Here is a 24,541-nt window from a genome sequence, read left to right on the forward strand (position 1 = left end):
AAGTTAAGCTCTTATTCGCTGATGGTACTGCGAGTTCGCGGGAGAGTAAGTTATTGCCAGGGTTTTTATTTTGTACTTCAAACCTTAAATTTATTGTGTATACTTATTTTTACGCATTAGTAGTATTGTATTTTAATAAGGAAATTTTAAAATAACATGAAAAAAGCAAATTTTTTGAGTACTAATTTTTTAATTTTACTTTTAGTTTGCTTTGTCAATGTTAATTTATTTTCTAAGGATATTTTCAAATTTAAGCTTGTAGGCCAATACTTTCCTTTTTATCATAAAAATAATAAAGGAGAATATGAGGGACTTATTTTTTCTATTTTAGATAAATGGGCAAAAGATAATAATGTTGATATTAAAGTTGAGCCTGTTGATCATTTAAATGAAAGTAAAATTGAAGACGAAGCAATATATTTAGGATTGACTTATAATTCAAAATTAAATGATTTATTTTATTTTAAAGGCGAGATTGCTAGGAGTATTGCAATTTTGTTTTATAAAAGCTCTAATAAAAAATATAAAAATACCCATTCAACATTTTTATCCAATTTTAATATAGGAGTTCTTAAAAATACAATATATGAAGATATTTTAAGACTAAGAGGTGCCAACAACATTTTTTTAGTTGATAATGCCCAAGAGCTATTATTAGCTTTAAAAAATGATAAAGTTGATTATATATATGGTGATTGTAAGACTTTAGATTATGCTGCAAAGTTTTTTTTAGGTGAAGATCTTGCTATTTTTAATGGAGATGTATTTTATAGTATCAAAAATAGAGTGGCTATTAGTAAAAATGCCCCCGAGATAATAAAGAATTTGAATTTAGATTTGTTTTCATATTTGATGAAAATGCCTGATGAATATGTTGTTTCTTTTTTAGACAGTACTGCTAAGGGAAATTTTATTGATGTTGGTTTATATAATGATTATCCCCCTTTGAGTTTTATTAATTCAAAGGGAAAATTGTCTGGCATTTTAGTAGATTTGTGGAATCTTATTTCAAGACAGCATATCTTTAAACCTATTTTTAAGGGATTTCCTAAAGAGGATATTAAGAAATCATTAGATGGAAAGGCAGTAGGCATTTTTGGAGGAATTATTAGTAATGATAGTGTTTTTGAAAATGTTAATTATGTAATAAGTAAGCCAATATACCCTCTTAATTTTAAATTTTATTCTAAAGACTTAAGCAATAGCACTGGTTCAATAAATTCTCAGTTTATTGATTTTGATTTTAATAATATTCGATTAAATAAGGATCAAGATATTGTTAATAACTTTATAGATATTGTTAATAATTCATATGGATTTATAGAAAATTCAATAACGACAAAATATTTATTAAAATTAAATGGATATAACGGTAAATTAAAATCTTACGATTCTATTTTTAATAAAAATAGGTTTTTAGTATTAGCTATTGATAACAGGGTTTATAAGGTTATTAAATACATTCTTAATTCTATATTTGATGATATTTCATTTGAATCTTTGCTTCAAATAGATAAAAATTGGCTGGATAAAGAAGAGATTAATAGTTCTCGCATGAATAGTTATAAAATCATGAATAAGGTTAAATTTAATGTAGAAGAAAAAATTTGGTTATTAAAAAATAATAAATTAAATCTTGCTGTTAAAAATTGGTATCCAATAGATTATGTTGAAGCAAATAGTTATAAAGGAATAAATCAGTTTTTGCTTGATAAGATTAGAATGTTTTCTGGTTTGGAATTTAAAATAATTGAAGCACATAGTAGCCTAAATCTTGAAAATTTAATTAAATCTGGGAAAGTTGATATGTTAAATACTAATGCAATTGGTTCAAATTTGAGTAATGTTTTCAATATAAAATTAAATTCTCGGATTCCACTTTATATTTTCTCAAATAAAAAAAGGGTACTTCCATCTAGATCTTTAGGGAGATTTGCTGTACTTGACTTTTTATATAGTAAAAATTTGGCTTCTAAGATTAAATCAAAGCTTATTTTGACAAGTAGTTTTAAAGAAGCCCTACTTCTTCTCTATAAAGGAAGTATAGATGGTATTATTAGCGATGAGTATACAGCTGCTGCTGTTTTTGAAGAATTAAATGTTGTCGATGTTGAAAAACTTCCTACTTTTAGAAATTTGGTTTTTGATTTGAGTCTTGCTATTTATAATCAAGATTATATCTTGAAAGAAATTATTCAAAAAGTTGTTATGCGCTCGAATATTGATGGGCAAAGGTATTTAAATGATTGGAAATTTGATATTTATTATAAATCCAAAGGCAGTAGGTTTAAAAACTTTGAATTTTTGGTGTTAACAGTCATTATATTTTATTTTACTTTTTTAGTATTTGTGATAATTTTTCTGTTCAAGTTATCATTTGAGCAGAAAAGAAAATATTCTTTTGTAATGAATGAAAAAAAGATTGCAGAATCTGCTAATACCGCTAAAACTATTTTTATAGCTAACATCAGCCATGATATTCGTACGCCTATTAATGGAATAATGGCGGCTACTGAGCTTTTAGATACAACTATTCTTACAGATGTTCAGAAGGACTATGTTAGGATGATAAATTATTCATCCGATTCTTTGCTTTCTTTGATTGACGATATACTATATTTGTCCCAAATAGATGTTAATGAATTACATGTTGAGAGTCATGAGATTGATTTAGAGAGTGAAATGGAAATGGTTTTAAGAACTTTTCAATCTCAATGCGCAAAGAAAAATATTGATTTATTCTCTTATTCTAAATCTATTTTAAAGAATTATATAAAAGGCGATATTGTAAAAATTAAACAAGTTCTAATTAATTTAATAGGAAATGCTTTTAAATTTACAGATGATGGTGTTATTGTCTTAAACTATGAAGAAGTATGTAGAACAAGAACTGATGATAATAGAGTATTAGTTACAATTGAATTTAAAGTAATAGATACGGGTAAAGGAATTAAAAGAGAAAATTTTTCTAAAATATTTGAAATATTTAAACAAGAGGATGATTCTTCTTCAAGAGTTCATGAGGGTGCAGGATTGGGATTATCAATATCTAGAGAGCTTGTAAGATTAATGGGTGGTCTTGGCATTTCTGTTGATAGTGAGGTGGGAGAGGGTACAACTTTTTCATTTATGTTACCTTTTTTATTGGGCGGGGAGCTTAAAAGTAAAGGTTTGTCAATCAATAGATTTCAATCAATAAATAGTAATAATAAAGTGTTGAATGTGCTCTTGAGTCAAAGATCTATTAAAATTTTTGAACACTGTTCGACTTTGTTGGGCTATTCTTCTAATTTGCATTATGTAGCGTCTTTTGAAGATGCTTACAGATTATTTAAAGAATACTCTTTTTATAATTTTGTTTGTGTAAATGTAAATAACGATAATATTCAAGAGAGTATTCGATTTGCTAATAATATTGAAAGACTAAGCCCTGATGTAAAAATTATTTTTTTATTTTATTATTTAGATAATAAAGCTTTAAAAAATTTAAAATATATGTATGTTAAAAAGCCTTTAATGGGGCTTGGTATAGCCTCTGTTCTTTCTAGAAAAGAGTTTAAAGCAGAAATGGATTTTGAAGATTTGGTTCCAATAGATAGTTCTTTTAAGATAAAAGAACCAATTAATGTGTTAATAGCTGAGGACAATCAAGTAAATCAAAAAGTATTAAAAGACATTCTTGTTTTAATAGGTATTAGCGAAAATTCTATTGATATTGTAGATGATGGAGTAAAGGCTTTGAAATCTTTAAAAGAGAAAAAATATGCTATCTCTTTTATTGATATACGAATGCCAAGATATGATGGATTTTCAGTAGCTAAAGAAATTAGAAAATTTGAAAAGTCGAAAAATTTAAAGCCATGTGTTTTGGTTGCTGTAACAGCGCATGCTTTGCAAGATTATAAAGACAAATGTTTTGCAAGCGGTATGGATGATTATATATCAAAACCAATACACATAAGTTCAATTAAAATTATATTAAAAAAATATTTACAGCTTGAAGCTAATGATATTTTGGAGAATGAAGATTTGAATCAACTTGTTAAGTTTCCCAACTTAGATGTTAATAGAGCTTTAAAAGAATTAAATCTTTCATATGTATCATATTCTGAATTATGTAGAGGACTTATTGATTTTATTTCTATCAATATTATTGATTTAGAAAAAGCTTTTGATGATGGAAATTTGTCCTTAATTAGGGACATATCGCATTCAATATCTGGAGCTCTTTCTAATATGCGTAGCGAATTGTATAAAGATTTTAAAAAGATTGAAACAAGTAAAGATTCAATTTATGAGTTAAAAAAAATGTATTCTTTTGTAAAAGATGATTTATTGCAGCTAATGAGCGACATAAAGGAGAAGGTTTTGTTTGAGCCTGAGATTGTTAGTGATAATAAGCTATACTTTAAAAACAATGGTCAATTTTTAGACCTTCTCAATAAACTTTTAATTGGTATTAAAACCAGAAAGCCAAGAGAATATAAAGAAATTCTTGAGAGCATTGACAAGTATGTTTTAGACGATAATATTCAGGTATTATTTAGTGATCTTCGCAGAAATTTAAGATTATATAGATTCTCTGAAAGCTCTAAGATTCTTAAAGAGATTATTGAAAAGTTTGGCGATAATAAGAGTATTAGTAGTGGAAATGATAATTAAAGATAAATCTTTTGGAGTAGAGACTCAGAAGCTTTTAATTGTGGATGATTCTCCTACCAATTTAGATTTATTGGTAAATATATTGCAAGATTCTTATGAGGTTGAGGTTGCAACAAATGGACTTGATGCTTTAAGGCAAGTTGAAAAAGATAGTCCCGATCTTATACTTCTTGACATAGGTCTTCCGGATATTAATGGCTATGAGGTATGTAGAAGGCTAAAAAACGATCCTGATACTAAGGAGATTCCTATAATTTTCATTAGTTCAAGAAGTTCTACAGATGCTCAACTCGAGGGATTTAACGTTGGTGGGGTAGATTATATTTTAAAACCTTTTAATAGCCGAATAATTGACGCTAGAGTGAAGACACATCTTGAATTAAAACGGCTAAGAGATTATTTTAAAAGCTTATCTAGAATTGATGGACTTACTCAGATACCAAACAGAAGATTTTTTATGGATAAATTTTCTAAGTCGTGGATGAAGGCTTTAGAAAACAAGGAAATAATAATTGTTGGAATGTTGGATATTGATAATTTTAAAAATTACAATGATAATTATGGTCACACCAATGGTGATGAATGTCTTAAATTGATTGCTAAAGCCTTGTATAAGGTTTCTTTAAAGTATAAAATAGATGTTGCTCGGTATGGAGGAGAAGAATTTATTTTTTTTTCTGTTAACAAGAGCCTAAATGAAATGATTGGCATTATTAAGACAATGATTAATGATATAAAGTGCTTAAGAATAGTGCATGAACACAGTAGCATTTCTAGCATTGTGACTGTTTCAATAGGGCTTGCTCAAGAAATTCCTATTGACAACAATTTTACCAATATCATAAAGCTTGCTGACAGCAAGCTTTATGAGGCTAAAGTTTCGGGAAGGAATCAGTTTAGATATTAAAAAATTTATATTTATTAAATTTTAGTATTTATAAGTTATAGAGATTCCAATAGAATCGTAATAGAAGTAAGAATTGCCAGTTGCTATTCTTTTTGAAATATCAGCCAGTCCAGCGGTGTTATTTGTGTATGTGGGATTTGTAGATAATTTTAGTTGAAGACCAATTGTTAAGGGTTTGATAATTTCAAAATTAGCAATAATAGAAATATTGTGATAAAAAATGTCACTTCCCCAGCCTTTATTTTTCCATGAGCTTATGCTTCTTTCTTTGCCGATTTGTGTTTTTCCTTCATAAAGTAGTCCTATGGTGTTAAGAGGTATTGGCATTTTATAAGCTAAAAGAGCATAAGGCTTTATTAGCATGCCATTTATATTTTTACCATCGTCTGCTTTATATTTCCAAAGTTGACCCGTTTTTGCATGAGGATTAATTAAGTATATAAAATCATTGCCAACAACTGTAATAATATGTGTCCATTCTCCTTGAAAAATGGCGTTTAAATCAAATTGGAGTCGTGCTCCTGTTGTTATTTCTGAATAAAATTCAATAGTATTTGAATATTTACCATTTCCAGTATGCACGCCAATTCCTTTAAATCCAAAAGCTTCCCAGCCCATGCCAATTTCATTTGATGCATATAAATTTAAAAAAGCAATAGGAGTAAAGCTTAGCATGCTTTTAAGTGATATACTTACAGGAGACAATCCGATATTTAGGTCAATGTTTATGCCATTGTTTTTAAAAAATATGGAATCAGGATTGTTTAAGACTTTAAAATTTTTATAGTATCCTATGTATGATATTAATTTTATTCCTCCCCAATAATTGTCTGGAATTTTTAAACTTGGTTCAATATTTTGGAAGTTGGGATGTTTAAAGCTTTGTGAAAAGTTGCTTCCATTTGTTCCCAGCTCGTGGGGAGGATAATAAGCAGATTGAAAATTAAAGTAAAAATATTTATCATTTAGTTCTAGGTCCTGTTGATCTTGGGCAAGAATTATTTTTGCTTGCAAGAAAAGCAAGCAAAAGCAAATTTTTTTTAACATTTATTTTGAACACCTTTTCCATTTAATTTTTTTTTAACATTATTTTAATTATTTTTTCCCTGATTTCATCAATTTTAGCAGATGCATCAACATTATTAAGTCTAGAGCATTTTGAGTAAAATTCTATTAATGGTTTTGTTTGTAATTCATATTCTTTAAGCCTTGTTTTTAGGCATTCTTCTTTATCATCTTCTCGTTGGTAAAGATTTCCTCCGCAAAAGTCGCAAATGCCATTGGTTTTTGTGGCTAGGGTATATATATTGAAAATATTATTACAAGATTTACAAATTCTTCTTCCCGAGAGTCTTTTTATTACCAATTCTTTATTAATTAAAAAGTTTATTATTTTTGCATTTGGCAAAAAATTGTCAAGAGCTTTGGCTTGACAAATATTGCGCGGAAATCCATCTAAAATAAAATTTTTGTTCTTTTCAATAGTTTTAATTTTATCTTCTACAATTTTGATTGTAATTAAGTCTGGGACCAGTTCTCCCTTTTCAACAATTTTTTTTATTTCTTTTCCAAGAGTTGTAATATTTGAAATATTTTCTCTAAATAAATCTCCTGTTGAAATGTGATGATATTTAAATTCGTTAGAAATAATTTTTGAAATAGTCCCTTTTCCAGAACCTGGGGGTCCTAAAAAAACAAGTCCCATACATATAACTCCTGTGAGATATTTATTATTTTAAGGGTTTTTATTTGAAAACATTTAATAAAAATTTAAGTCCTACAATTGTTCCAATTGTAGATCCAAGGTTTACAAAAAGTGCTATTAATAAAATTCTTGTAACTTTGTTTTTGAAATATCCTTTTGTTGTTGATAATTCTTCTTGTAGATTTTCAAAATCTTTGACCTTTGGTTTGTTTATGTAAGCTTCAACAAGTCCTGCTACCATGCCTGTTCCTATGAATGGTATTAAGGAGAATATTGGAGAACCCATGATAGCTGTTAAAATTGTTAAGGGATGAGATTTTAATAAAATGGATGCAATGCCTGAAAAGAGAGAGTTAGATATTACCCAAAGTTTTAAATTTTTGTAAGCAAAATCAAATCCTTTAAAGTAAAAAGAGCTTACTATTAGTAAAACGATTGAAATTGCAATTAAATAAGATATTATCTTACTTAATGAAAAATGGTTTTTAGGTATTCTGTCGAGTTCTTCAACGTTTATTATTTTTTTATTTTGACTTATTTCTTTTAAGGTTGTCATTATTCCGTTTACATGCCCTGCTCCTACAATGGCAAGAATAGTGCCTTTTCCTTCAAGTATTTTGTTTGTAATAAATTCGTCTCTTTCGTCAATTAAAGCTTTTTTTACTTTAGGTATTTCTTTGGAAAGTTCTTCCATTATTTTTGAAAGAGCATCCTGTTCTTTGAGTTTTTCAATTTCATCTTTTGTGATTTTTGTATCTGTTAGGGAAAAAAGGCTTGAGATTATTTTTGCTTTTTCAAATATTGGAATAGATATCCAGGCTCTTTTTAGAGTTGTTTCAATTTTTCTATCAGCAAGAATTAGTGGAATATTGTGTGTTTTAGCTTTTAAAATAGCTGTTTTCATTTCTTCACCAGGTGTTATTCCCTGTTCTTTTGCTAATTTTTTTTGAAAATTACTAAGAATTATGTTTATTATTAGAAAGAAGGCTTTGCCTTGTTTTAAAGCTTTATCTATGTCTAAGTTTCTCCATTTTTCATTTTCATCGGTGTTTAAGATCGAATGGTAGCGAGCTTCATCGAGTTCAACGGCAATATAGTCCGGCTTTAAGATTTCTATTAAATTTGCAGTATCTTCTGAGCTTTTTTTTGATACGTGTGCAGTTCCAAGTATATATATTGTTTTATTATGTATATTAAATTTGCTTACATGAGAAAAACAGTATTCTGTCTCGATGTTTTCTTTTTTGTTATCCAAAAAATATTCCTTATTAAAAAAATTAGCTATTAATTAGTATAGCTTTTAATAATTTTACCATATGGTTTAGTGGAACTATATAGTCTATGTTGTTTTCTTTTATTGCTATTTTTGGCATTCCAAAAACCATAGAACTTTCTTTATCTTGTGCAATAGTTAGTCCCCCAGCTTTTTTTATATCGCCAATTTCTCTTGATCCGTCATTTCCCATTCCAGTCATTATTAAGGCAATTGCTTTATCTTTTGCAGTCTCTGCAATAGATTGAAATAATACCCCGATAGATGGTTTGTGACCATTGATATGCTTGTCATCAAATGTTTGTATTTGGTAGTTACCATCAATTTTTTTAATTTTTGTATGATATCCGCCTGAGCTTATGTACGCATGACCTTGTTTTAATATTTCTTTGTTGGTAGTTTCTTTTACGTTTATTTTGCAAAGATTATTAAGATTTTTTGCAAATTCTTCTGTAAATCCTTTAGGCATATGTTGAACAATTATTATTGGTGGAAAGCTTTCAGGTATTTCTGGTAATATTGATTTTAAGGCCACTGGTCCTCCTGCTGATACTCCAATAGCTATTATGTCAAATTTTCTCAGTTTAAGTTTTTTTATTTCTTTTTCATTCAATACTTTTTCTTTTGTATGTCCTTCAATTTGAGTTAATGAAAAAATGTCATTTTTATGATTTAAAAAAAAATTAGCCCTTTTATAGTTTTTTGTTTCCGTATTCTTATTGCAGATAATTTTATTTTTTATAGATAGAAATCCATGGGCCAAAAGAGAATTGATAATTTGTTCTTTTTTGTTTTCATGTGATTTTTTATTTTTAGATACTAATATAAGATCATCAGCGCCCTTTAAAGCAGCAATATTTATTAGATTTTGATTTGAAGACGTTACTACAATTGGTATTGTTTTATTTATATAGGTTTTTTTCTCCAAAAAGAAAATATCTTTAATGTTGTTTTCTTCTAAATTCATTAATATTACTTCGGGGTTATGTTTTTTTAGTTTATTTGTCGCGAATTTGCCATTGGAAGCAGTTGCAATTACTTGGAGCTTAGGAGATGAATTAATAAGGTCCGATATAAGTTTTCTCTTTACAGCAAAGTGTTCTATGATAAGTACAGAAATTTTTGTTTCCACCGTTACTTTTTTCCTATTTAATTCTTGTTAAATTATAACTTATATTTATTTTTTAATTTAAATTTGTTTTTTTGATAGCCAGTATTTTTTTTTCATATATTATTGCCCAGGGTGTTTTTAGAAATTTAAAAGGAAGGTTAAGTCCAAAAAGTGATTCTGAGTGTCCTATAAATAAATAGCCGTGTTTAGACATGTTATTGTAAAATTTTTTAAGTACTTTAATTTTTGATTTTTCATCAAAGTATATTAATACATTTCTGCAAAAAATAACATCAATTTGTGAAAAATTGCTTTCAAAGTTTAGATTATGATAATCAAATCTTATGTGATTTTTAATTTCATTTTTAATTTTGTATCCTTTTGAATGAGAATATATATAATGTCGGTATTCTTTAGGAATGTTCTCACATTTATTTGCTGAGTAATATCCTTCTTTTGCTATCATCAAAGATTTTAAACTTAAATCAGAAGCAATAATAACAAAATCTATTTCTTTTGGAAGCTTTGATTTGAGCACAAATGCTAATGAATAAGGCTCTTCTCCTGTTGAGCATCCTGCAGACCAGATAATAATTCTATTTTTTTTTTCTATGTTTTTAATCTTAATTAAATTAGGAATTACAAATTTTTCAAAAGTTTGGAAGTGTAGTGAATTTCTAAAAAATCTTGTTAAATTAGTTGTGACTAAATCCAAAAAATATTCTTTTTTTAATTTTTCATTAATTATTAAATTATAAAGTTGTGATGGATTTTCAAGATCAAGTTCTCGTACCGCGTCATTAATTCTGCTTTGAAGAATAAATTTGTTTTTTTCATCAAAACGCATTCCACTATTGTTATATATAAAGTCGCAAAATTTTAAAAATAGTTTATCTTCAATTTCTAGCATTTTTGGGAACCTGCTTAATTATTCTCTTTATAAATAAGTATTGCCTATTTATAATAAATCTCTAGATTAGAATATTTTTTTTGAAAAAATTGTAAAATTAATATAAATAATTTTATTATAAGATATGGGTTTATAAAAAGGTTTTTGTTTATTTTAATTTATTTGCAGTAATAAATGAGGAATTTATTTAATGAGTGTTGAAAAAAATATTTGCAAATGATGATTTAATATCTACTTAAAAGATTGAATAATGTTTGATGTATTTAAAAGAACAATTTTTAGAGAAGATATTAAGTATGAAATTTTTAGAAAATTTTTTCATATTTTTAGCTTGATAATTTTAGTTTTTTATGGAATAAATTTTTGGATAGGACTTGTCTCTAATATACTTTTTATGATTTTATACTTAAGTTCTGAAGTTTTTAGAATTACTAAAAAAAAAATACTTTTCTTTAAAAATATTTCAAATATAATATTAAAATCAAGAGAAATATTACCCAATAGAGTATCTTTTCCACCTGTTCTTTTGTTTTTAGGTATATTGACATCATATTGTTTGGTTATGGGCCCCTTTAATTATATTGGCATATTTTCGGTATGTCTTGGCGATGGATTTGCAAGTCTTGTTGGAAAGTTAATTCCTTCTTTTAAGCTTGTAAATGGCAAAACGGTTTCTGGTAGCTTTGTTGTATTTTGTGTTACTTTTTTTTCATATTATTATTTTTTCCCTTATTTAACAGCAGCTTTAATTCTTGGGATTTTAGCAGTATTGGTAGAGCTTTTTGATGCTGAAAATTATGATAATTTGTTTTTACCACTTGTTGTTTCAACCTCTTCTTATTTTTTGACTTTCTTTTTTTATAGCCAGTAAAAGAAAATTTTTCCCGATTTTTTTAAGTAGATTGGTATACCAATTGAGATTGGAAAAAAAGCATAAGGTATTTTTAGTAAATTCAAGTAAATTCCACTTAATATTAAAAGCATTGAAACAAAAAGGAAAAAATAGTCAAAGTTTTTTTTTCTTAAAAATGCTACTATAAAGTTTACTAAAATAAGCGACAAAAATGCGTCTATGTAAAATTTTGTGCTTTCGATTTTAAGAATGCCATAGTCTTGACTATTTTCGTACGAATTAATAGGCATTGAATAACTATATATGCAGGCAAATGTCAAAATAATGTAAATTGTATAATGTATTGATTTTATTTTGAAATCGCATATATATAAACTTAGGAAAAATAAATTTAATAATGAAAAAGTATTTACAAAAAGGATAAATTTTGTAAATAAGTAATAACTTGAATTTAGGTTATTTTTTAAAAAAAAGTCTTCAGAAATCAAGATAGGTTCTAATGTATATGAACTAATAAAGCAATAAAAAAATATAAATTGAATATTATTGGTTCTTTTATAATTAATATATGACCATAGTGAGCCTATGATTCCAGTAATAAAGATAGCGAATTTATTAACCAGTATTATAAAATTATTATTGTAAATTTCTAGAACATAATTTTGATAATTTTCGTTATATTTTATTTTATAAGAGAAAATCAGTATAACTAGTGTTGCTAAAATAAAAATTATAAAGAGAAAGAGATTAATGGATGCATTTAACTTTGTAAATATTGATTTCATTCAAACTTCCAAGAGTGGGTGTTTTGTATTTTTTTGATACTTTTTTTAATCTTTGAATCAAGTTTTTCAAAAAAATCTATCTTTGTTTTTTTTTCAATTGAATCGACATTAACAATGTAATTTTTTAAATCCAAATCTTTTGCTTTTTCATTTGGAATAATAAAAGAGATTATGTCAAAAAAATTGTTATTATTAATTGCTAGTATTATTTTATAAAAATTTTTAGGTATCAAAATTTTTCTTTTACCAATAAATCCTTTATTTTCTGTTAAAATTCCGGCACTAATGATATATATATATCCTTTTGAGATTGCCCATTTTCTTACTAATTTTTCAAGTTTTAACCAAATTCCAGAGTTAAATTCGCTTTTTTGAGGTGACATATTTGATAAAAAATATGTATCTTTCATGGCATTTTCAGAAAAAGACATGTCTGCAGAACTTACTATGTGGCCTCTGTCATAACCGCTTTTAAAGTAATCTTCAAGTTTTGGAAAAATGCCTTTAATGTTGGTGTCTTCAAAGAATTTGGGACTACGTTTAATCTTTTTTGATTTTAACAAAGTTAATGCTAGTTCTACCATTTCTCTTTTAAGAGGATAAGCAGCCCATTCGGATTGTCGTGCGCTTTCGGCATATCCCAAGGTATAGTGTTTTTTGCTTATTATTTGGGTAGTAAGGTATCCTTTTGGTATTAATTGGGATTCTTTTATTGGAATGGATTTTGTAATGTTAATGTATTTATTTTCTATTATCTCTAAATAGTCATAAATTTTGTTTTTTATTTGCTTTAGGGCTTTTGGATTTAGGGAAAAAAATAAAAATCCTGTTAAACATAAAACATAGCAGTAAAGAAAAAATTTTGACCCTTTTTTCATGTTTCTATCCCATTTTCTTCCTTAAAATTATATCTAATAGTGAAATTAAAAGAAATGTTAAATGTATCTAAAAATAAAAAATCAATTTTAAAATCTAATCCCATTAAAGGGATTGCTTTTTTCGTAGAAATTTCAATAAACATATAAGGTTCTAACACATAAGGCAATTTTTCGTAAAATTGAATGTCCCCTATAAAGTTTGTAGATAAATAAAAACGGCCACCTATGCCAATAGTAGAGGAAAAATATTTTGTTTTTTTAATTAAGTTTGCAATGTGCCAGTTTATTCCCCCTCCAATGTAGGAGTTAAAGTATTGCATTTTTTTTGGGATACTAAGGCTTTCCTTTGTTAATATCATGGCAACGATTAAAAAATCAAAAGTATTGCTAGAGAATATGTAATAAGGTCTAAAAATAATATGTTTTATATTTGAATTTAGAAAAAATCCAATTCCAATTCCAATTCCTGTTGAATATGTGAATCCTCTTTCCGGGCTAAAAAAATTGAAGTTTTGTTTGGATTGATTATTTGTTTCATTAGTACTGTCTTCTTCATTTGCAAGTGCATTTAAATTGGAAGTGGTGAGTAATATTAAAAGAATATAAATGTTTGGAGGTTTTTTCATAAACAAATTATTTTAAATAATATAAAAATTGCTTTGTCTTTTCAATATTATAGTATGCATTCAAGGACAATACTCCTGTTTAGTGTGAAAATATTTTTTATATTAGGTGTCTGTAGTATGCTGTTTTATTGTATATTATACAATATGTTTAATTGCTAGGAGACTACATTTATGTTTTTTAATTTTTTGAAAAAAGATCTTGTATTTATTTTGCCAGAAGTAAATTCAAAAGAAGATGTAATTGATTTTTTAGTTGAAAAGGTCAATGATAAGGGATATATAGATAATAAAAGTGAGTTTCTTCAAGGAATTCTTGATAGAGAGAAAATAGGCGATACTTCTTGGGAAAATGGGGTTGCAATTCCTCATTTTATAGGAGATGTTGTTAAAACCAGTTTTATTTCACTGCTTTACATTAAGGGTGCTGGGGTTAAGTGGTCTGAAGAAAATCCCCCTGTTAATTTAATATTTTTGATTTGTATGTCAAAAAAGCAGCAAGGCAATGAGCATCTTAAGGCTATTGCTTTTATAGCTAAACTTTTTGAAGATGATGCTTTTCAAAATGCTTTAAGCGGAATTGTTACTCCCGATGACATTTATTATTATATGGAAAATGTTCAAAGAAAAGCTAAAGATGAGGTTTTGGGGACTACAAAAGCAGAGAAAATAGTGGCCGTAACTGCTTGTCCCGTTGGAGTTGCTCATACATACATTGCAGCAAAGAAAATTGAAAATGAAGCTAAAAAGCAGGGTTACAATATTAGAGTTGAAACCCAAGGATCTATTGGCATTGAAAATGCCTTAACAGAAGAAGAAATTAGGGATGCAGCTATTGTAATACTTGCTGTTGATAAAGATATTAATGAGAAGAGATTTGAAGGCAAGAGAGTTTATAAGGTTTCAACTGTAAAAGCGATAAACAATACGGAAAATATTATTAAGGAAGCTTTTAATGCCCCAGTATTTTTTTGCGAAAACTCTGGTGATGGTAGCAGTTCTAAAGGTGTAATTGCGACAGGCAAGGGTAGTTTTTATAAATACTTAATGAGTGGGGTATCTCCAATGATACCTGTTGTTGCAAGTGGAGGAATTTTAATTGCTCTTAGTATTGCTTTTGTTGGGATTGGACCCGATGGCCCTAATTTTTCTGGGCATCCGTTTTATAAGCAGATTGCAGATATTGGTTCTGTGGCTTTTGGAATGATGTTGCCCGTGCTTGCTGGTTTTATTTCAATGGCAATTGCTGATAAGCCGGGTCTTGCGCCCGGACTTGTTGGTGGAGTAATATCTGGAAATGTAAAAGCGGGTTTCTTGGGTGCAATATTTGCAGGATTTCTTGCAGGATATGTTGCAAGATTTTTAGCAAAAAGATCTGTCCCTGAGTGGTTAAGGCCTGTGATGCCTATATTTGTGATTCCACTAATAAGCACTATTATTGTTGGGTTTTTTATGTTGTATGTTGGTGTTTATGTTGGAGAATTTATGGGGCTACTTGAAAGTGGACTTAAATCTTTACAGAGCAATTCAGAAACGTTTGGCGTTTTGGGTAAAATTTTCTTAGGTTTAATACTAGGTGCAATGATTACTATTGATATGGGTGGGCCTTTTAATAAGGTAGCATTTCTTTTTGGTGTGGGGCTAATTCCTCAGGTACCAGAAATAATGGGAATGGTAGCAGCAGCGATCCCTGTTCCTCCTATGGCTATGGGGCTTGCAACTTTTTTAGCGCCCAAATTATTTGAAAATGAAGAGAAAGAATCTGGCAAAATAGCCTTTTTAATTTCATTTATTGGTATTAGTGAGGGAGCTATTCCTTTTGCTGCTAGTGATCCTGGAAGGGTAATTCCTTCAATAGTGGTAGGTGGAGCTGTGTCAAGTATTATTGCTGCTTTTTTAGGGGTTGCTAATCATGCTCCACACGGAGGGCCAATAGTGCTTCCCGTTGTTGATAATAGATTTGAGTTTATTATTGCAATTGCTGTTGGAGTTGCAGTTGCAACAGCCTTAGTAATTTTTTTGAAATCTTTAAGATTAAAGGAATCTGAATGAATGAAGATAATATTTTTTTAATGAAAAATAATATTAAAGAATATGATTGGGGAGGAATTAGTTTTATTCCCAATCTTTTAGGTAATGAGATTGATGGAAGGCCTAAGGCTGAGATGTGGCTTGGAGCACACAAGACATTTTCTAGTAAGATTTTATATAGAAATGAATATGTGCTTTTAAGCGATTTTCTAGAAGACCATAAAGAACTTTTGGGCTATAATGGCGAATTTCCTTTTTTATTTAAGGTATTGTCTGCAAATAAACCTTTGTCTATTCAAATTCATCCCTCTAAAGATATTGCCTTAAAAGGGTATGAATTAGAGAATAATAAAGGGATAGCTATTGATGATCCTAAAAGGACATATAAAGACAAAAATCCCAAAATAGAACTTATTTATGCCTTGAGTGATTTTTATGCTCTTAAAGGGTTTTTACCTTTAGATGAGATTAAAAAAATTTGTGAAATTTTGAAATTAAATTTTGCCTTTCAATCACATAGAGACTTTGTAAAGACTATTTTTGATTTACAAACTTATGAACTTGAAAATATTATTGGAAAAATTTTAAAAAATTTAAATCTTATTGATAGTTTTAGGGAGTATTGGTTTAATGAAATTTACAATATTTATGGTGTAGATGTGGGACTTTTAGTGTTTTTGGGCATGAATATTTTAAAATTAAAACCAGGAGAAGTTGTTTATACAAATAGTCAGGAGGTGCATGCATATCTTAAGGGAGATTGCATTGAACTTATGACCAATTCTGACAATGTTATTAGAGCTGGACTTACTACCAAGTATATTGATAAGGAAGAAATGTTAAGAGTTGGTCAATTTGAGGAAGGAAAGTTATCATTTTTAAATCCCGATTTTCAAAATAGTTTTAACGTATTTAGACTTCCAAATACTAATTTGAAACTAATTCAAAAAAAAATAAATGAAAATATATGTATCAATAGAAATAGTGGGATGGTCTTGTTGGTTTTGGATGGGTCTGTGAGTGTAAATAAGTCCTTAAATCTTAACAAAGGTGAAAGTATTTTTATAGGCAAAAAAGATGAAAACCTGTTTATTAATGGGGATGGTCAAGCTTTTATTGCTGGTTTTGATTAAAATTAAGCTTGCTTATGTGAGCTTAATTTTAATTTCCAATTAAATTCTAATTAACTAATTAAATGCAAATTTTATGAATCCAAATCCAAAAAAATTGAATTTAATTCCTTCAAATAAAATGTTTGGTTTTGTTAGCAATATTGTTGGTCCTAGTGCAGGATAAATTTTGAATCCTATAGATAAATTTTTTGCAAAGTTATATTCCATTACAAAAGGAATTCTTATAACAGCTCCTATTCGTTCGTAATCAGTTTCTTCTTCTTCATCGGGAGGTATAAGTGATGTTTTTGACCAGTCTGCGCCTATTCCAATGCCACCGCCGATTCTCATATATTGTCCAATTTGCTTTTTAAAGATAATATCTATTCCACCGTTTAGATAATTTTCAAAATTGTTTGACTTAAGGCCAATAAAACCTCCATATCCAAAATCAATATTGACATAAGGAATTGTAATTATAATGTTTGCAATAGGATTGCCTATTCCAATGCCCATTGAAAATAAGTCATAATTTTTTTTTTCTTTTATGCTTTTAAGCTTTGCGATGCAGGTGGTTGAATCTTCTTCTTTGCTGCATCTGACCATATAATTGTCAGATGCAAAAGAAAGGTGTGTTATACCTAATACTAATGTTAAAATGTGAATTTTTTTAAAATTTTTTATCATTTACTCTCCACTATATATATATTTTTATAAAGCCCGTGCCTAAGAAATTAAATCTAGCTCCTTCAAATGACATTGGGTTGCCAAATAGTATAGTTGTTCCAATAGTAGCAACAGCTTTAAATCCAATTACAATATTTTTAAGAAAGCTGTATTCTATTACCAAAGGTAGTCTTACTACAATTCCTACTCTATTTTGAAGAGAAGTCGCTTGTTGAATTCCATTTTCTTCTTCTTCTTCTTCTTCGGGTTTTTCATTCGATTTCTCAGGACTTCCTTTTGACCAGTCTGCGCCTATTCCAATGCCGCCTGAAATCATAGTGTTTTTATGTATTTCATCTTTAAATAAAAGATCTATTCCTCCAACAACATACGGCACAAAATTGTTAGGTTTAAGCCCCACAAATCCCCCATAGCCAAGGTCTATATCTACATATGGAATAGATATTGTAATATTTGTAAGTGGATATCCAACCCCGAAACCTATGCCAAATAAACGGCGCACAGATTCTTCTTTTGCAAGAAGTTTCTCAAAATCAAAGTCATCTTCAGTCATAGCTTTGCTTTTTGATTGGGCAGTTAATAAGCCTGTTGTTAATATAAGTATTATTGTTGCTAATAGCATTCTCATTGAAATTCTCCTTTTTTATATCCAATTTTAGATATTTTCTTTACAATATTTTTAATAAAGCATAAAAAATTAAAAATATTGATATTTATTTGCTTATTTTGATAGCAAAACCTTATTATTAAATTTGTTATCGTATTGGTTATCAAAGTTTTGTTTATCAAAAAATTTTTAATCACAAATACAGGTATTATTATACTACTTGACTGTATATTGATGTTAATCTTGTTCGTTAGTATAAGATTTTTGAAAATATATTTTTGCTTTGACTTATCGATCCTTAAAAAAAATATAAATTGATGCACTTGCAATAAATAAGCTTTACTGTAATGTTGTGTTTTAAAACGCTTGCAAAAAAATATTACCTGCTGTAAGGCCTTTAAAGCTAATTTTAGGCTATCGATCTTTTTGCTCAAAAATTTATCCCAAAAATTTGAATATTAAGTTTTTAATCTATAAACAAATAATAGATCAAAGTTTTGAATTTAAAATGCTGTTTGATATTATTTAAAGTAAGATTAAATTAATTATAAATAAGTTTAGTACATAATTAATTTTTATTAAACTTACACAAAGCTTATGATTAAACTATATATTGTTTTTTTTTATTTTTTTTCTTTTTTATTGGGGTTTTCGGAAAATATTTTTTTTAAAAATTTAGGATTTTCTAATAATGATCAGTATTTTATGTTTGGCGAATATGGATTTGAAAATGGATATTATTATTCTGCTGCATACTTTGTTGATGTTATTAAAAATAATTTTGCAAAATCTGGAGTGCATTCTAGGATTTTTAAAGAACACATTGAATATTTAGACAGTTATGATAAAAGTCTTTATGAACTTTTAAAGATAATTAATTTTAAAGTTAAAGAATTTAAAATTAATCATTTAAGAAGAGGACGAGAAATTTATTTTTATGTTAAGAGTGAAATTCCAGAAACAGATTTTTTAAATTTTATTGATTTTAAAACCGGAAACGAATATCAAGTTTTTGTAAATAAGGATACTAATTCTCAAGAACTTTCCTCTTCTTTTAATATTTTTTTATCTGTTAGATATAGTAATTCAACTCTAGAAAAACATTTAACTATTGGGAGGGGGAATTACTATAGAAAGAATGTTATTGATTACAAAATAAGGGAGATTGTTTTGTTTCCAAATGAAGATGGAATTGTTTTTATTTTAGAAAAAATTATTTTAAATTCTTATGGGAATAAGTATAAACGGTTTATGGTTGAAATTAAAAAATATTGAATATAATTATTTGGTGTTTTAAAGAAATGTAATGTTTTATTAAGGATAATGTATGAGTGATTTTATAGCCTCAAAAGAAGATGATTATTCTAAGTGGTATTTAGATATAGTTCAGAAAGCAAAACTTGCTGATTACAGTCCCGTAAAAGGGTGTATGGTAATTATGCCTTATGGGTATTCTATTTGGAGTAAAATTCAAAGTATACTTGATAAAAAATTTAAAGAAACGGGACACGATAATGCATATTTTCCCATGCTTATTCCTTATGGTTTTTTAGAAAAAGAAAAGGATCATATTGATGGATTTTCCCCCGAGTTTGCTATTATTAAGGATGCTGGTGGAGAGAGTTTGGCTGAGCCTTTGGTTTTAAGGCCTACTTCTGAGACGATCATTTGGAATATGTATAGTAAGTGGATTGAGTCTTACAGGGATCTTCCTCTTAAAATTAATCAGTGGGCAAATGTTATTCGCTGGGAAAAAAGAACAAGGCCTTTTTTGCGCACTACCGAATTTTTGTGGCAAGAAGGGCATACTGCACATGCTACTGAAGAGGAGGCATTAGAAGAAACTTTACTTATTTTAGATGTATATAAAAGATTTATGGAAGACTATTTAGCTATTCCGGTTTTTTGTGGTAAAAAGTCTGAAAAGGAAAAATTTGCGGGGGCTGTTTCTACTTATTCAATTGAGGCATTAATGCAGGATAAAAAAGCGCTTCAAGCAGCTACATCCCATTATTTAGGTTTAAATTTTGCAAAGGCTTTTGATGTAAAATTTCAAGACAAAGATGGCAAAATGAAGCATGTATTTGCTAGTAGTTGGGGAGTTTCTACAAGATTGATTGGTGCTTTGATTATGGTTCATTCTGATGAGAAGGGTTTAATTTTGCCGCCTCGTATTGCTCCAATAGAAATTATTGTTATTCCTATTTTTAAAAAAGAAGATGAGATTAATAAAAAAATTTTGGAATATTCCGATTGTGTTATGCAAATTTTAAAAAAAGCAGAATTTAGGGTTGAAATTGATAAGGACATTAAAAGTTCTCCAGGATTTAGGTTTTCATCTGCTGAGTTTAAAGGAATTCCAATACGTCTTGAAGTGGGAATAAATGATGTCCTTTTAAGCTCTGTTACTCTTGCAAGAAGAGATAAAGAGAGAAACTTTAAGTATCAAATATCACTCGATTCTCTTGTCAGCAAGGTTAAGGTAGAACTTGATTCTATGCAAAGGGATTTATTTAAAAAGGCATTGAATTTTAGAACTTTAAATACTAAGGAAATTTTTAGAAGCGGGAAGGATAGTTATGAGTTATTCAAAGCCCATATGAATGATTATTCTGGATTTGTGCTTTCTTGTTGGTGCGGTAGTTTGAATTGCGAAAATATTATTAAGAATGAAACCAAAGCTACAATAAGATGTATTCCTAATGATTTTAAAGCCAAAGATTTAACAGGCATGGCTTGTATTTATTGCGCTTCTAGGGCTAAATATTTTGTTTTATTTGCCAAATCTTATTAATTTGTTTAGCTTTAATTAATTTTTTAGTGATCTTTTAATTCTTTAAGGTTTATTATATGAATTATTGCAATGTTGAAAGCAAAGTCAATTAGTAAGGCTAAAGAGGTTAATATTGGCAGCATTGGTGTTATATTGGAAACATTTAACTCTATTCCTTTTGTATAGGTAGAGCAAAGCATCGTAATTATATAAATTAAGCTATTTGGCATATGAGGAAATGCAAGTACAAAAAAAAATGATAAAGTACTCATATAGCTTATTTCGTATATAGAAATAGGTAAGCTTGAATATGATTTTAAAATTATAAAAAATGATATTACTGAAATAAAAATAGTTCCGAATTTAGAAACAAAATTTATTAGAGGTATGTTTGTAATTATAGATTTTTTTATATTTATTCTTTCATTTTTAATATCTTCTATTAGTATTATGTAAGGAGAATAAGGATCTTTTGTTAATCCTGAAAATATTATGTTTTGGAATGATACAAAGATGCCTTTATATATCATTTTAAAATTTTTTGTTAATTTATAGCTAATTGTTGGCAGTATTACGAATAAAATTATAATTGTCCATGCCAAAAAGAATGTTATGCTGTTTGCGTAATTTTGATAATCCTTGAAGCTTTTTAAGCTTGTAGTGTAATCTGCTGTTATAAAAATGGTTCCTATATTTAATATATTTGCAATAAATCCATTTGCATGGTAAAAAAGATTGGATGCGCTTAGCATGAGTTCTCTAGTTATTCTGCCTTTTTGTTTTGCATAATAAAAACTGGTGCCTATTATTATTGAAATCATATAGATGCTCAGTAGGTTTGGATTACTAGATGTAAATATTTTGAAAATATTTTTTGGGAAAAATGTTTCTAATAAAACTTCTTTTTCGAAAAAATATGTATTTTGCATTGTTTTTTCTAGGATTGGAATTCTTTGTGGAAGATATATTATTGCAGCTGTTATCGCCACAGCAACGCCAGATAAATTAATTAAAAGTCCATAATAAATTGTTTTTCCAAAAAGCTTTTTAAAGTTTTTATTTTCAATAATATTTTCAATTCCTAATGGAATTGAAAATATTAAAAAAGGGATGAGGGACAAGTATGATAATCTTATAAAAGCGTGAGATAAAGAGTTATAAATTTCAAGAGGAAAAAATAATCCCAAAAAGATTCCAATAGGTAGTGTGAAAAAAAAATTAATTTTTACATTCATATGACTTCTCCTTTCAGAGATTTAAGATGCATTGTGCATAATAAATAGTACTAAAATTTTTTGTAAATATAAACTTTAGAGTTACAATTGTACTTGTGTTTTTATGTTGCTTATGGGTGTTTTTGGGGGTTGCTTGTATAAATATCCTGATTTTGTAGATACAGATTTAGATTCGAGATTGCCAAATATTTTAACTTTAGAGGAGCATGATAAGCAATTTTTTACTAAAGATTTTTATAAAAATCTTATTTCAAGTAGTAAAGAAATTGGTCTTAAGCTTCATAAAGTTTTAGTAGATTATTTAAATCCGCAGTCAGAAGATGTTGATAGAGTATTAAAATATAATCAAGTGATTAATATTTATTGGTCTTTTCTCAGATCAATTGCAAAAAATATTTCAAAATTGACTATGGAGCAAAAAATTTTATTTAGATTTGCTGCTCTTATTCCAAATGCGCTTGGATCTGAAATTCAGCTATTAATTTCAAAAACTATTTGGGATAATCGTTATAATGAATCTTTTCTTTATTTTGATGAGTGGCTTTATGGGGTTAATAGTTTTAAGCTTAGTAGATTAGCAACAGATTTGCCAATAGATAATTTTAAAGAAGAAGATATGGAAAAAATTTTACTTAATAAAAGAGAAAAGCTTTTGGCAAATATTGATTTTGCAAAGAGTAGTCTTAAAAGAACTGATAAGATTAGAGAAGAAGCTATTTGTAAGTTAAAAAGCATGTTTGGATTTTTATTTTCAAGCAATAGTCAAAATGATTTACCTTATATGCCTGAATATGGAGTGCTAAGTCCTTATGATAATTCGATTTTAAAACCTTTAAATTTTGCTGGTGATTATGTTGATGATCTTATTAAATCAAATCGAGATCTCAATGTTTTTATTAGTAAAATTGAAGATGCTAACAGAGAACTTTTTGAAATTCAAAATAAAATGAATAATATTGGAATGCCTGTTGAATCAACTATTGCATATGATGAAGTTGAGGTTGTCAGAAGTGCCAATAAACTTGCAATAGGCCCAAGAGGTAATCATTTCCCGATTCTTTTGAGAAATAATATAGTTGCTAATCCCCAACTCTTTGGAAGCAGAGAAAGAATTATGCAACTTGTTTGGGAAATTGAAGATATTCAGCCTAGACTTTTTCAAAAAGCGTATAGAGGAGATTTGCTTAGAGTGGTTCCTTATTTTATATTAATACCTTCTTATGGAGATAAAGGAATTTGTTGGGAATCAATTGATGTTAAGAATAGAGCAAATGGTAGGGGTAAAATATTGATACCTATGTATGCTAAAAACTTAAGAAAAGCGGTTATTTTAGGTATTGGTGATTTTGTTTGGGAGCTTGCGAAAGAACAAGCTTCTTTTAGGTGGATGGAAACAGGAATTACAGGGCAATATTACGATTATTATGTTAAATTTATTAAAAGAGGAAATGTTAAAAATTTTTTTCTTGAAGATTATTTTCTTTGGATAGAAAAAGAAAGTAAAGGAATTCAAAAGCTTGAAAAATTAGTGCGCGGTATAATGTGGAGGAACTTGCCCTTTTCTAAAGATTTAAAAGAGACGCTTGCTAAAAAATCTTTCATATACAAAGATCTTATTGATAAAGATAAAAATATTCAAGTATCTGATGGGTATTAAATTTATTTTCTATTTTGCTAAAATTTTGATAATTTCTTTGTTTTTAAGAGTCCCAAGTTCTTTTTTGTAATTGTCGTCAATGTAAGTTTTTTTCTTTTTCAGAGATTCAATTAATTTTACATTTTCTATTTCTATTGCGGCTTGCATTGGTGTTTTTCTATTTTTAAGGGTTAAGCTTAAATCAGCACCGCTTTCTTTTAAAAATTCAAATGCTTTTTCGTTATTAGTATATATTGCCCAAAATATTGGAGACTGTCCAGTATCATCTATTTGATTAAGGCTTATTCCATAATCTACCAATATTTTTATGATTTCAAATTCATTGTTTATTATTGAAATGGAAATTGGAGATATTTTATATTTAAAGTTTATTTCTGCTCCAAGATTTAGTGCAATTAAAACCCCTTTTATATTGTTTAAAAAAACAGATATTATAAAAAGATCATTTTTGATATTTTTTAAGTTTTGTAAGGTCTTTTTGTCGTTTATATTTATTGAATTTATAACCTTATTTAAAGCGTCTTTATTGCTTTGGTATTCTTTACTATTGAAAACATACAAATTTTTTTGCAATTTTTTTATTATTCTAGTGCTTGTATCAATACTTGTTGAATTTAAATTCATTATTATTTGTAATAACAGTAAAAGTATAATGATTTTTTTTCCCATGTTTTGTGATTTTTGTATTCCTTTAATAAAGTATCTAATTTTATATTATTGTTTTAAATAAGT

Annotated in this window: 20 protein-coding genes and 1 pseudogene; 8 read left to right on the forward strand and 13 right to left on the reverse strand. The window is 27.8% G+C overall.

Annotation, left to right across the window (positions count from 1 at the left end; genetic code table 11):
* The first annotated feature begins 156 nt into the window (after window positions 1-156).
* A complete protein-coding gene (locus HNP68_RS02210; RefSeq protein WP_183220006.1) occupies window positions 157-4,662 on the forward strand; it encodes an ATP-binding protein in 4,506 nt (1,501 codons plus the stop codon).
* Window positions 4,646-5,569, forward strand: coding sequence for a GGDEF domain-containing response regulator (locus HNP68_RS02215; protein WP_183220008.1), 924 nt, complete (start codon window positions 4,646-4,648; stop codon window positions 5,567-5,569). Before HNP68_RS02210 ends, HNP68_RS02215 begins: the two co-directional genes overlap by 17 nt.
* A 21-nt stretch (window positions 5,570-5,590) precedes the next feature.
* Here the strand turns inward: HNP68_RS02215 and HNP68_RS02220 are convergent, their stop codons facing one another.
* The 5 genes and pseudogenes from HNP68_RS02220 to HNP68_RS02240 all read right to left on the reverse strand — a co-directional run bounded on the left by HNP68_RS02220 (window position 5,591) and on the right by HNP68_RS02240 (window position 10,568).
* Complete coding sequence (locus tag HNP68_RS02220) at window positions 5,591-6,616, reverse strand: hypothetical protein (protein WP_183220010.1); 1,026 nt, start codon at window positions 6,614-6,616, stop codon at window positions 5,591-5,593.
* Between the two features lie 22 nt (window positions 6,617-6,638).
* Window positions 6,639-7,274, reverse strand: a complete 636-nt coding sequence (locus HNP68_RS02225) for an adenylate kinase (RefSeq protein ID WP_183220012.1) — start codon at window positions 7,272-7,274, stop codon at window positions 6,639-6,641.
* 40 nt (window positions 7,275-7,314) lie between these two features.
* Window positions 7,315-8,529, reverse strand: a complete 1,215-nt coding sequence (locus HNP68_RS02230; protein WP_183220014.1) for a TraB/GumN family protein — start codon at window positions 8,527-8,529, stop codon at window positions 7,315-7,317.
* Between the two features lie 22 nt (window positions 8,530-8,551).
* Window positions 8,552-9,679, reverse strand: coding sequence for a chemotaxis protein CheB (locus HNP68_RS02235; RefSeq protein WP_183220016.1), 1,128 nt, complete (start codon window positions 9,677-9,679; stop codon window positions 8,552-8,554).
* Window positions 9,680-9,711: 32 nt separating this feature from the next.
* A pseudogene (locus tag HNP68_RS02240) lies at window positions 9,712-10,568 on the reverse strand (protein-glutamate O-methyltransferase).
* Window positions 10,569-10,818: 250 nt separating this feature from the next.
* Between HNP68_RS02240 and HNP68_RS02245 the strand changes: the two are divergent.
* A complete protein-coding gene (locus HNP68_RS02245; RefSeq protein WP_183220020.1) occupies window positions 10,819-11,439 on the forward strand; it encodes a diacylglycerol/polyprenol kinase family protein in 621 nt (206 codons plus the stop codon).
* On the opposite strand, the gene HNP68_RS02250 is transcribed toward HNP68_RS02245, so the two are convergent.
* The 3 genes from HNP68_RS02250 to HNP68_RS02260 are packed head-to-tail and all read right to left on the reverse strand — an operon-like array spanning window position 11,427 to window position 13,710.
* Window positions 11,427-12,206: a hypothetical protein gene (locus tag HNP68_RS02250; RefSeq protein WP_183220022.1), complete on the reverse strand. Its 780-nt coding sequence runs from the start codon at window positions 12,204-12,206 to the stop codon at window positions 11,427-11,429. The two genes, HNP68_RS02245 and HNP68_RS02250, sit on opposite strands and share 13 nt — an antisense overlap.
* A complete protein-coding gene (locus tag HNP68_RS02255; RefSeq protein WP_183220024.1) occupies window positions 12,203-13,084 on the reverse strand; it encodes a DNA/RNA non-specific endonuclease in 882 nt (293 codons plus the stop codon). Before HNP68_RS02255 ends, HNP68_RS02250 begins: the two co-directional genes overlap by 4 nt.
* A complete protein-coding gene (locus tag HNP68_RS02260; RefSeq protein ID WP_183220026.1) occupies window positions 13,081-13,710 on the reverse strand; it encodes a hypothetical protein in 630 nt (209 codons plus the stop codon). The genes HNP68_RS02255 and HNP68_RS02260 overlap by 4 nt, the downstream gene beginning before the upstream one ends.
* A gap of 171 nt (window positions 13,711-13,881) precedes the next feature.
* Between HNP68_RS02260 and HNP68_RS02265 the strand changes: the two genes are divergently transcribed.
* Together HNP68_RS02265 and manA are read left to right on the forward strand one after the other, a co-directional pair.
* Window positions 13,882-15,759, forward strand: coding sequence for a fructose-specific PTS transporter subunit EIIC (locus tag HNP68_RS02265; RefSeq protein WP_183220028.1), 1,878 nt, complete (start codon window positions 13,882-13,884; stop codon window positions 15,757-15,759).
* Window positions 15,756-16,871 (forward strand): mannose-6-phosphate isomerase, class I, encoded by a 1,116-nt coding sequence (gene manA, locus HNP68_RS02270; protein ID WP_183220030.1) that lies wholly within the window; start codon window positions 15,756-15,758, stop codon window positions 16,869-16,871. Before HNP68_RS02265 ends, manA begins: the two co-directional genes overlap by 4 nt.
* Before the next feature lie 54 nt (window positions 16,872-16,925).
* Here the strand turns inward: manA and HNP68_RS02275 are convergent, their stop codons facing one another.
* The 3 genes from HNP68_RS02275 to HNP68_RS07070 are packed head-to-tail and all read right to left on the reverse strand — an operon-like array spanning window position 16,926 to window position 18,578.
* Window positions 16,926-17,537 carry a DUF3996 domain-containing protein gene (locus tag HNP68_RS02275; RefSeq protein WP_183220032.1) on the reverse strand — a complete coding sequence of 204 codons (612 nt, stop codon included), beginning with the start codon at window positions 17,535-17,537 and terminating at the stop codon, window positions 16,926-16,928.
* 10 nt (window positions 17,538-17,547) lie between these two features.
* On the reverse strand, window positions 17,548-18,165 hold the full coding sequence (locus HNP68_RS02280; protein ID WP_183220034.1) for a DUF3996 domain-containing protein: 618 nt from the start codon (window positions 18,163-18,165) through the stop codon (window positions 17,548-17,550).
* On the reverse strand, window positions 18,162-18,578 hold the full coding sequence (locus HNP68_RS07070) for a hypothetical protein (RefSeq protein WP_235684928.1): 417 nt from the start codon (window positions 18,576-18,578) through the stop codon (window positions 18,162-18,164). Before HNP68_RS07070 ends, HNP68_RS02280 begins: the two co-directional genes overlap by 4 nt.
* Before the next feature lie 163 nt (window positions 18,579-18,741).
* Between HNP68_RS07070 and HNP68_RS02285 the strand changes: the two genes are divergently transcribed.
* Window positions 18,742-19,419: a DUF2259 domain-containing protein gene (locus HNP68_RS02285; RefSeq protein WP_183220036.1), complete on the forward strand. Its 678-nt coding sequence runs from the start codon at window positions 18,742-18,744 to the stop codon at window positions 19,417-19,419.
* A 52-nt stretch (window positions 19,420-19,471) separates the two neighbouring features.
* A complete protein-coding gene (gene proS / locus HNP68_RS02290; protein ID WP_183220038.1) occupies window positions 19,472-20,938 on the forward strand; it encodes a proline--tRNA ligase in 1,467 nt (488 codons plus the stop codon).
* Between the two features lie 23 nt (window positions 20,939-20,961).
* Here the strand turns inward: proS and HNP68_RS02295 are convergent, their stop codons facing one another.
* A complete protein-coding gene (locus tag HNP68_RS02295; protein ID WP_183220040.1) occupies window positions 20,962-22,152 on the reverse strand; it encodes a dicarboxylate/amino acid:cation symporter in 1,191 nt (396 codons plus the stop codon).
* A gap of 103 nt (window positions 22,153-22,255) precedes the next feature.
* Between HNP68_RS02295 and HNP68_RS02300 the strand changes: the two genes are divergently transcribed.
* On the forward strand, window positions 22,256-23,809 hold the full coding sequence (locus HNP68_RS02300; RefSeq protein ID WP_183220042.1) for a hypothetical protein: 1,554 nt from the start codon (window positions 22,256-22,258) through the stop codon (window positions 23,807-23,809).
* Window positions 23,810-23,818: 9 nt separating this feature from the next.
* Here the strand turns inward: HNP68_RS02300 and HNP68_RS02305 are convergent, their stop codons facing one another.
* Complete coding sequence (locus HNP68_RS02305) at window positions 23,819-24,478, reverse strand: ankyrin repeat domain-containing protein (protein WP_183220044.1); 660 nt, start codon at window positions 24,476-24,478, stop codon at window positions 23,819-23,821.
* Between the last annotated feature and the right edge of the window lie 63 nt (window positions 24,479-24,541).

It is taken from the genome of Borreliella yangtzensis (assembly GCF_014201775.1).
Classification (GTDB): Bacteria; Spirochaetota; Spirochaetia; order Borreliales; family Borreliaceae; genus Borreliella; species Borreliella yangtzensis.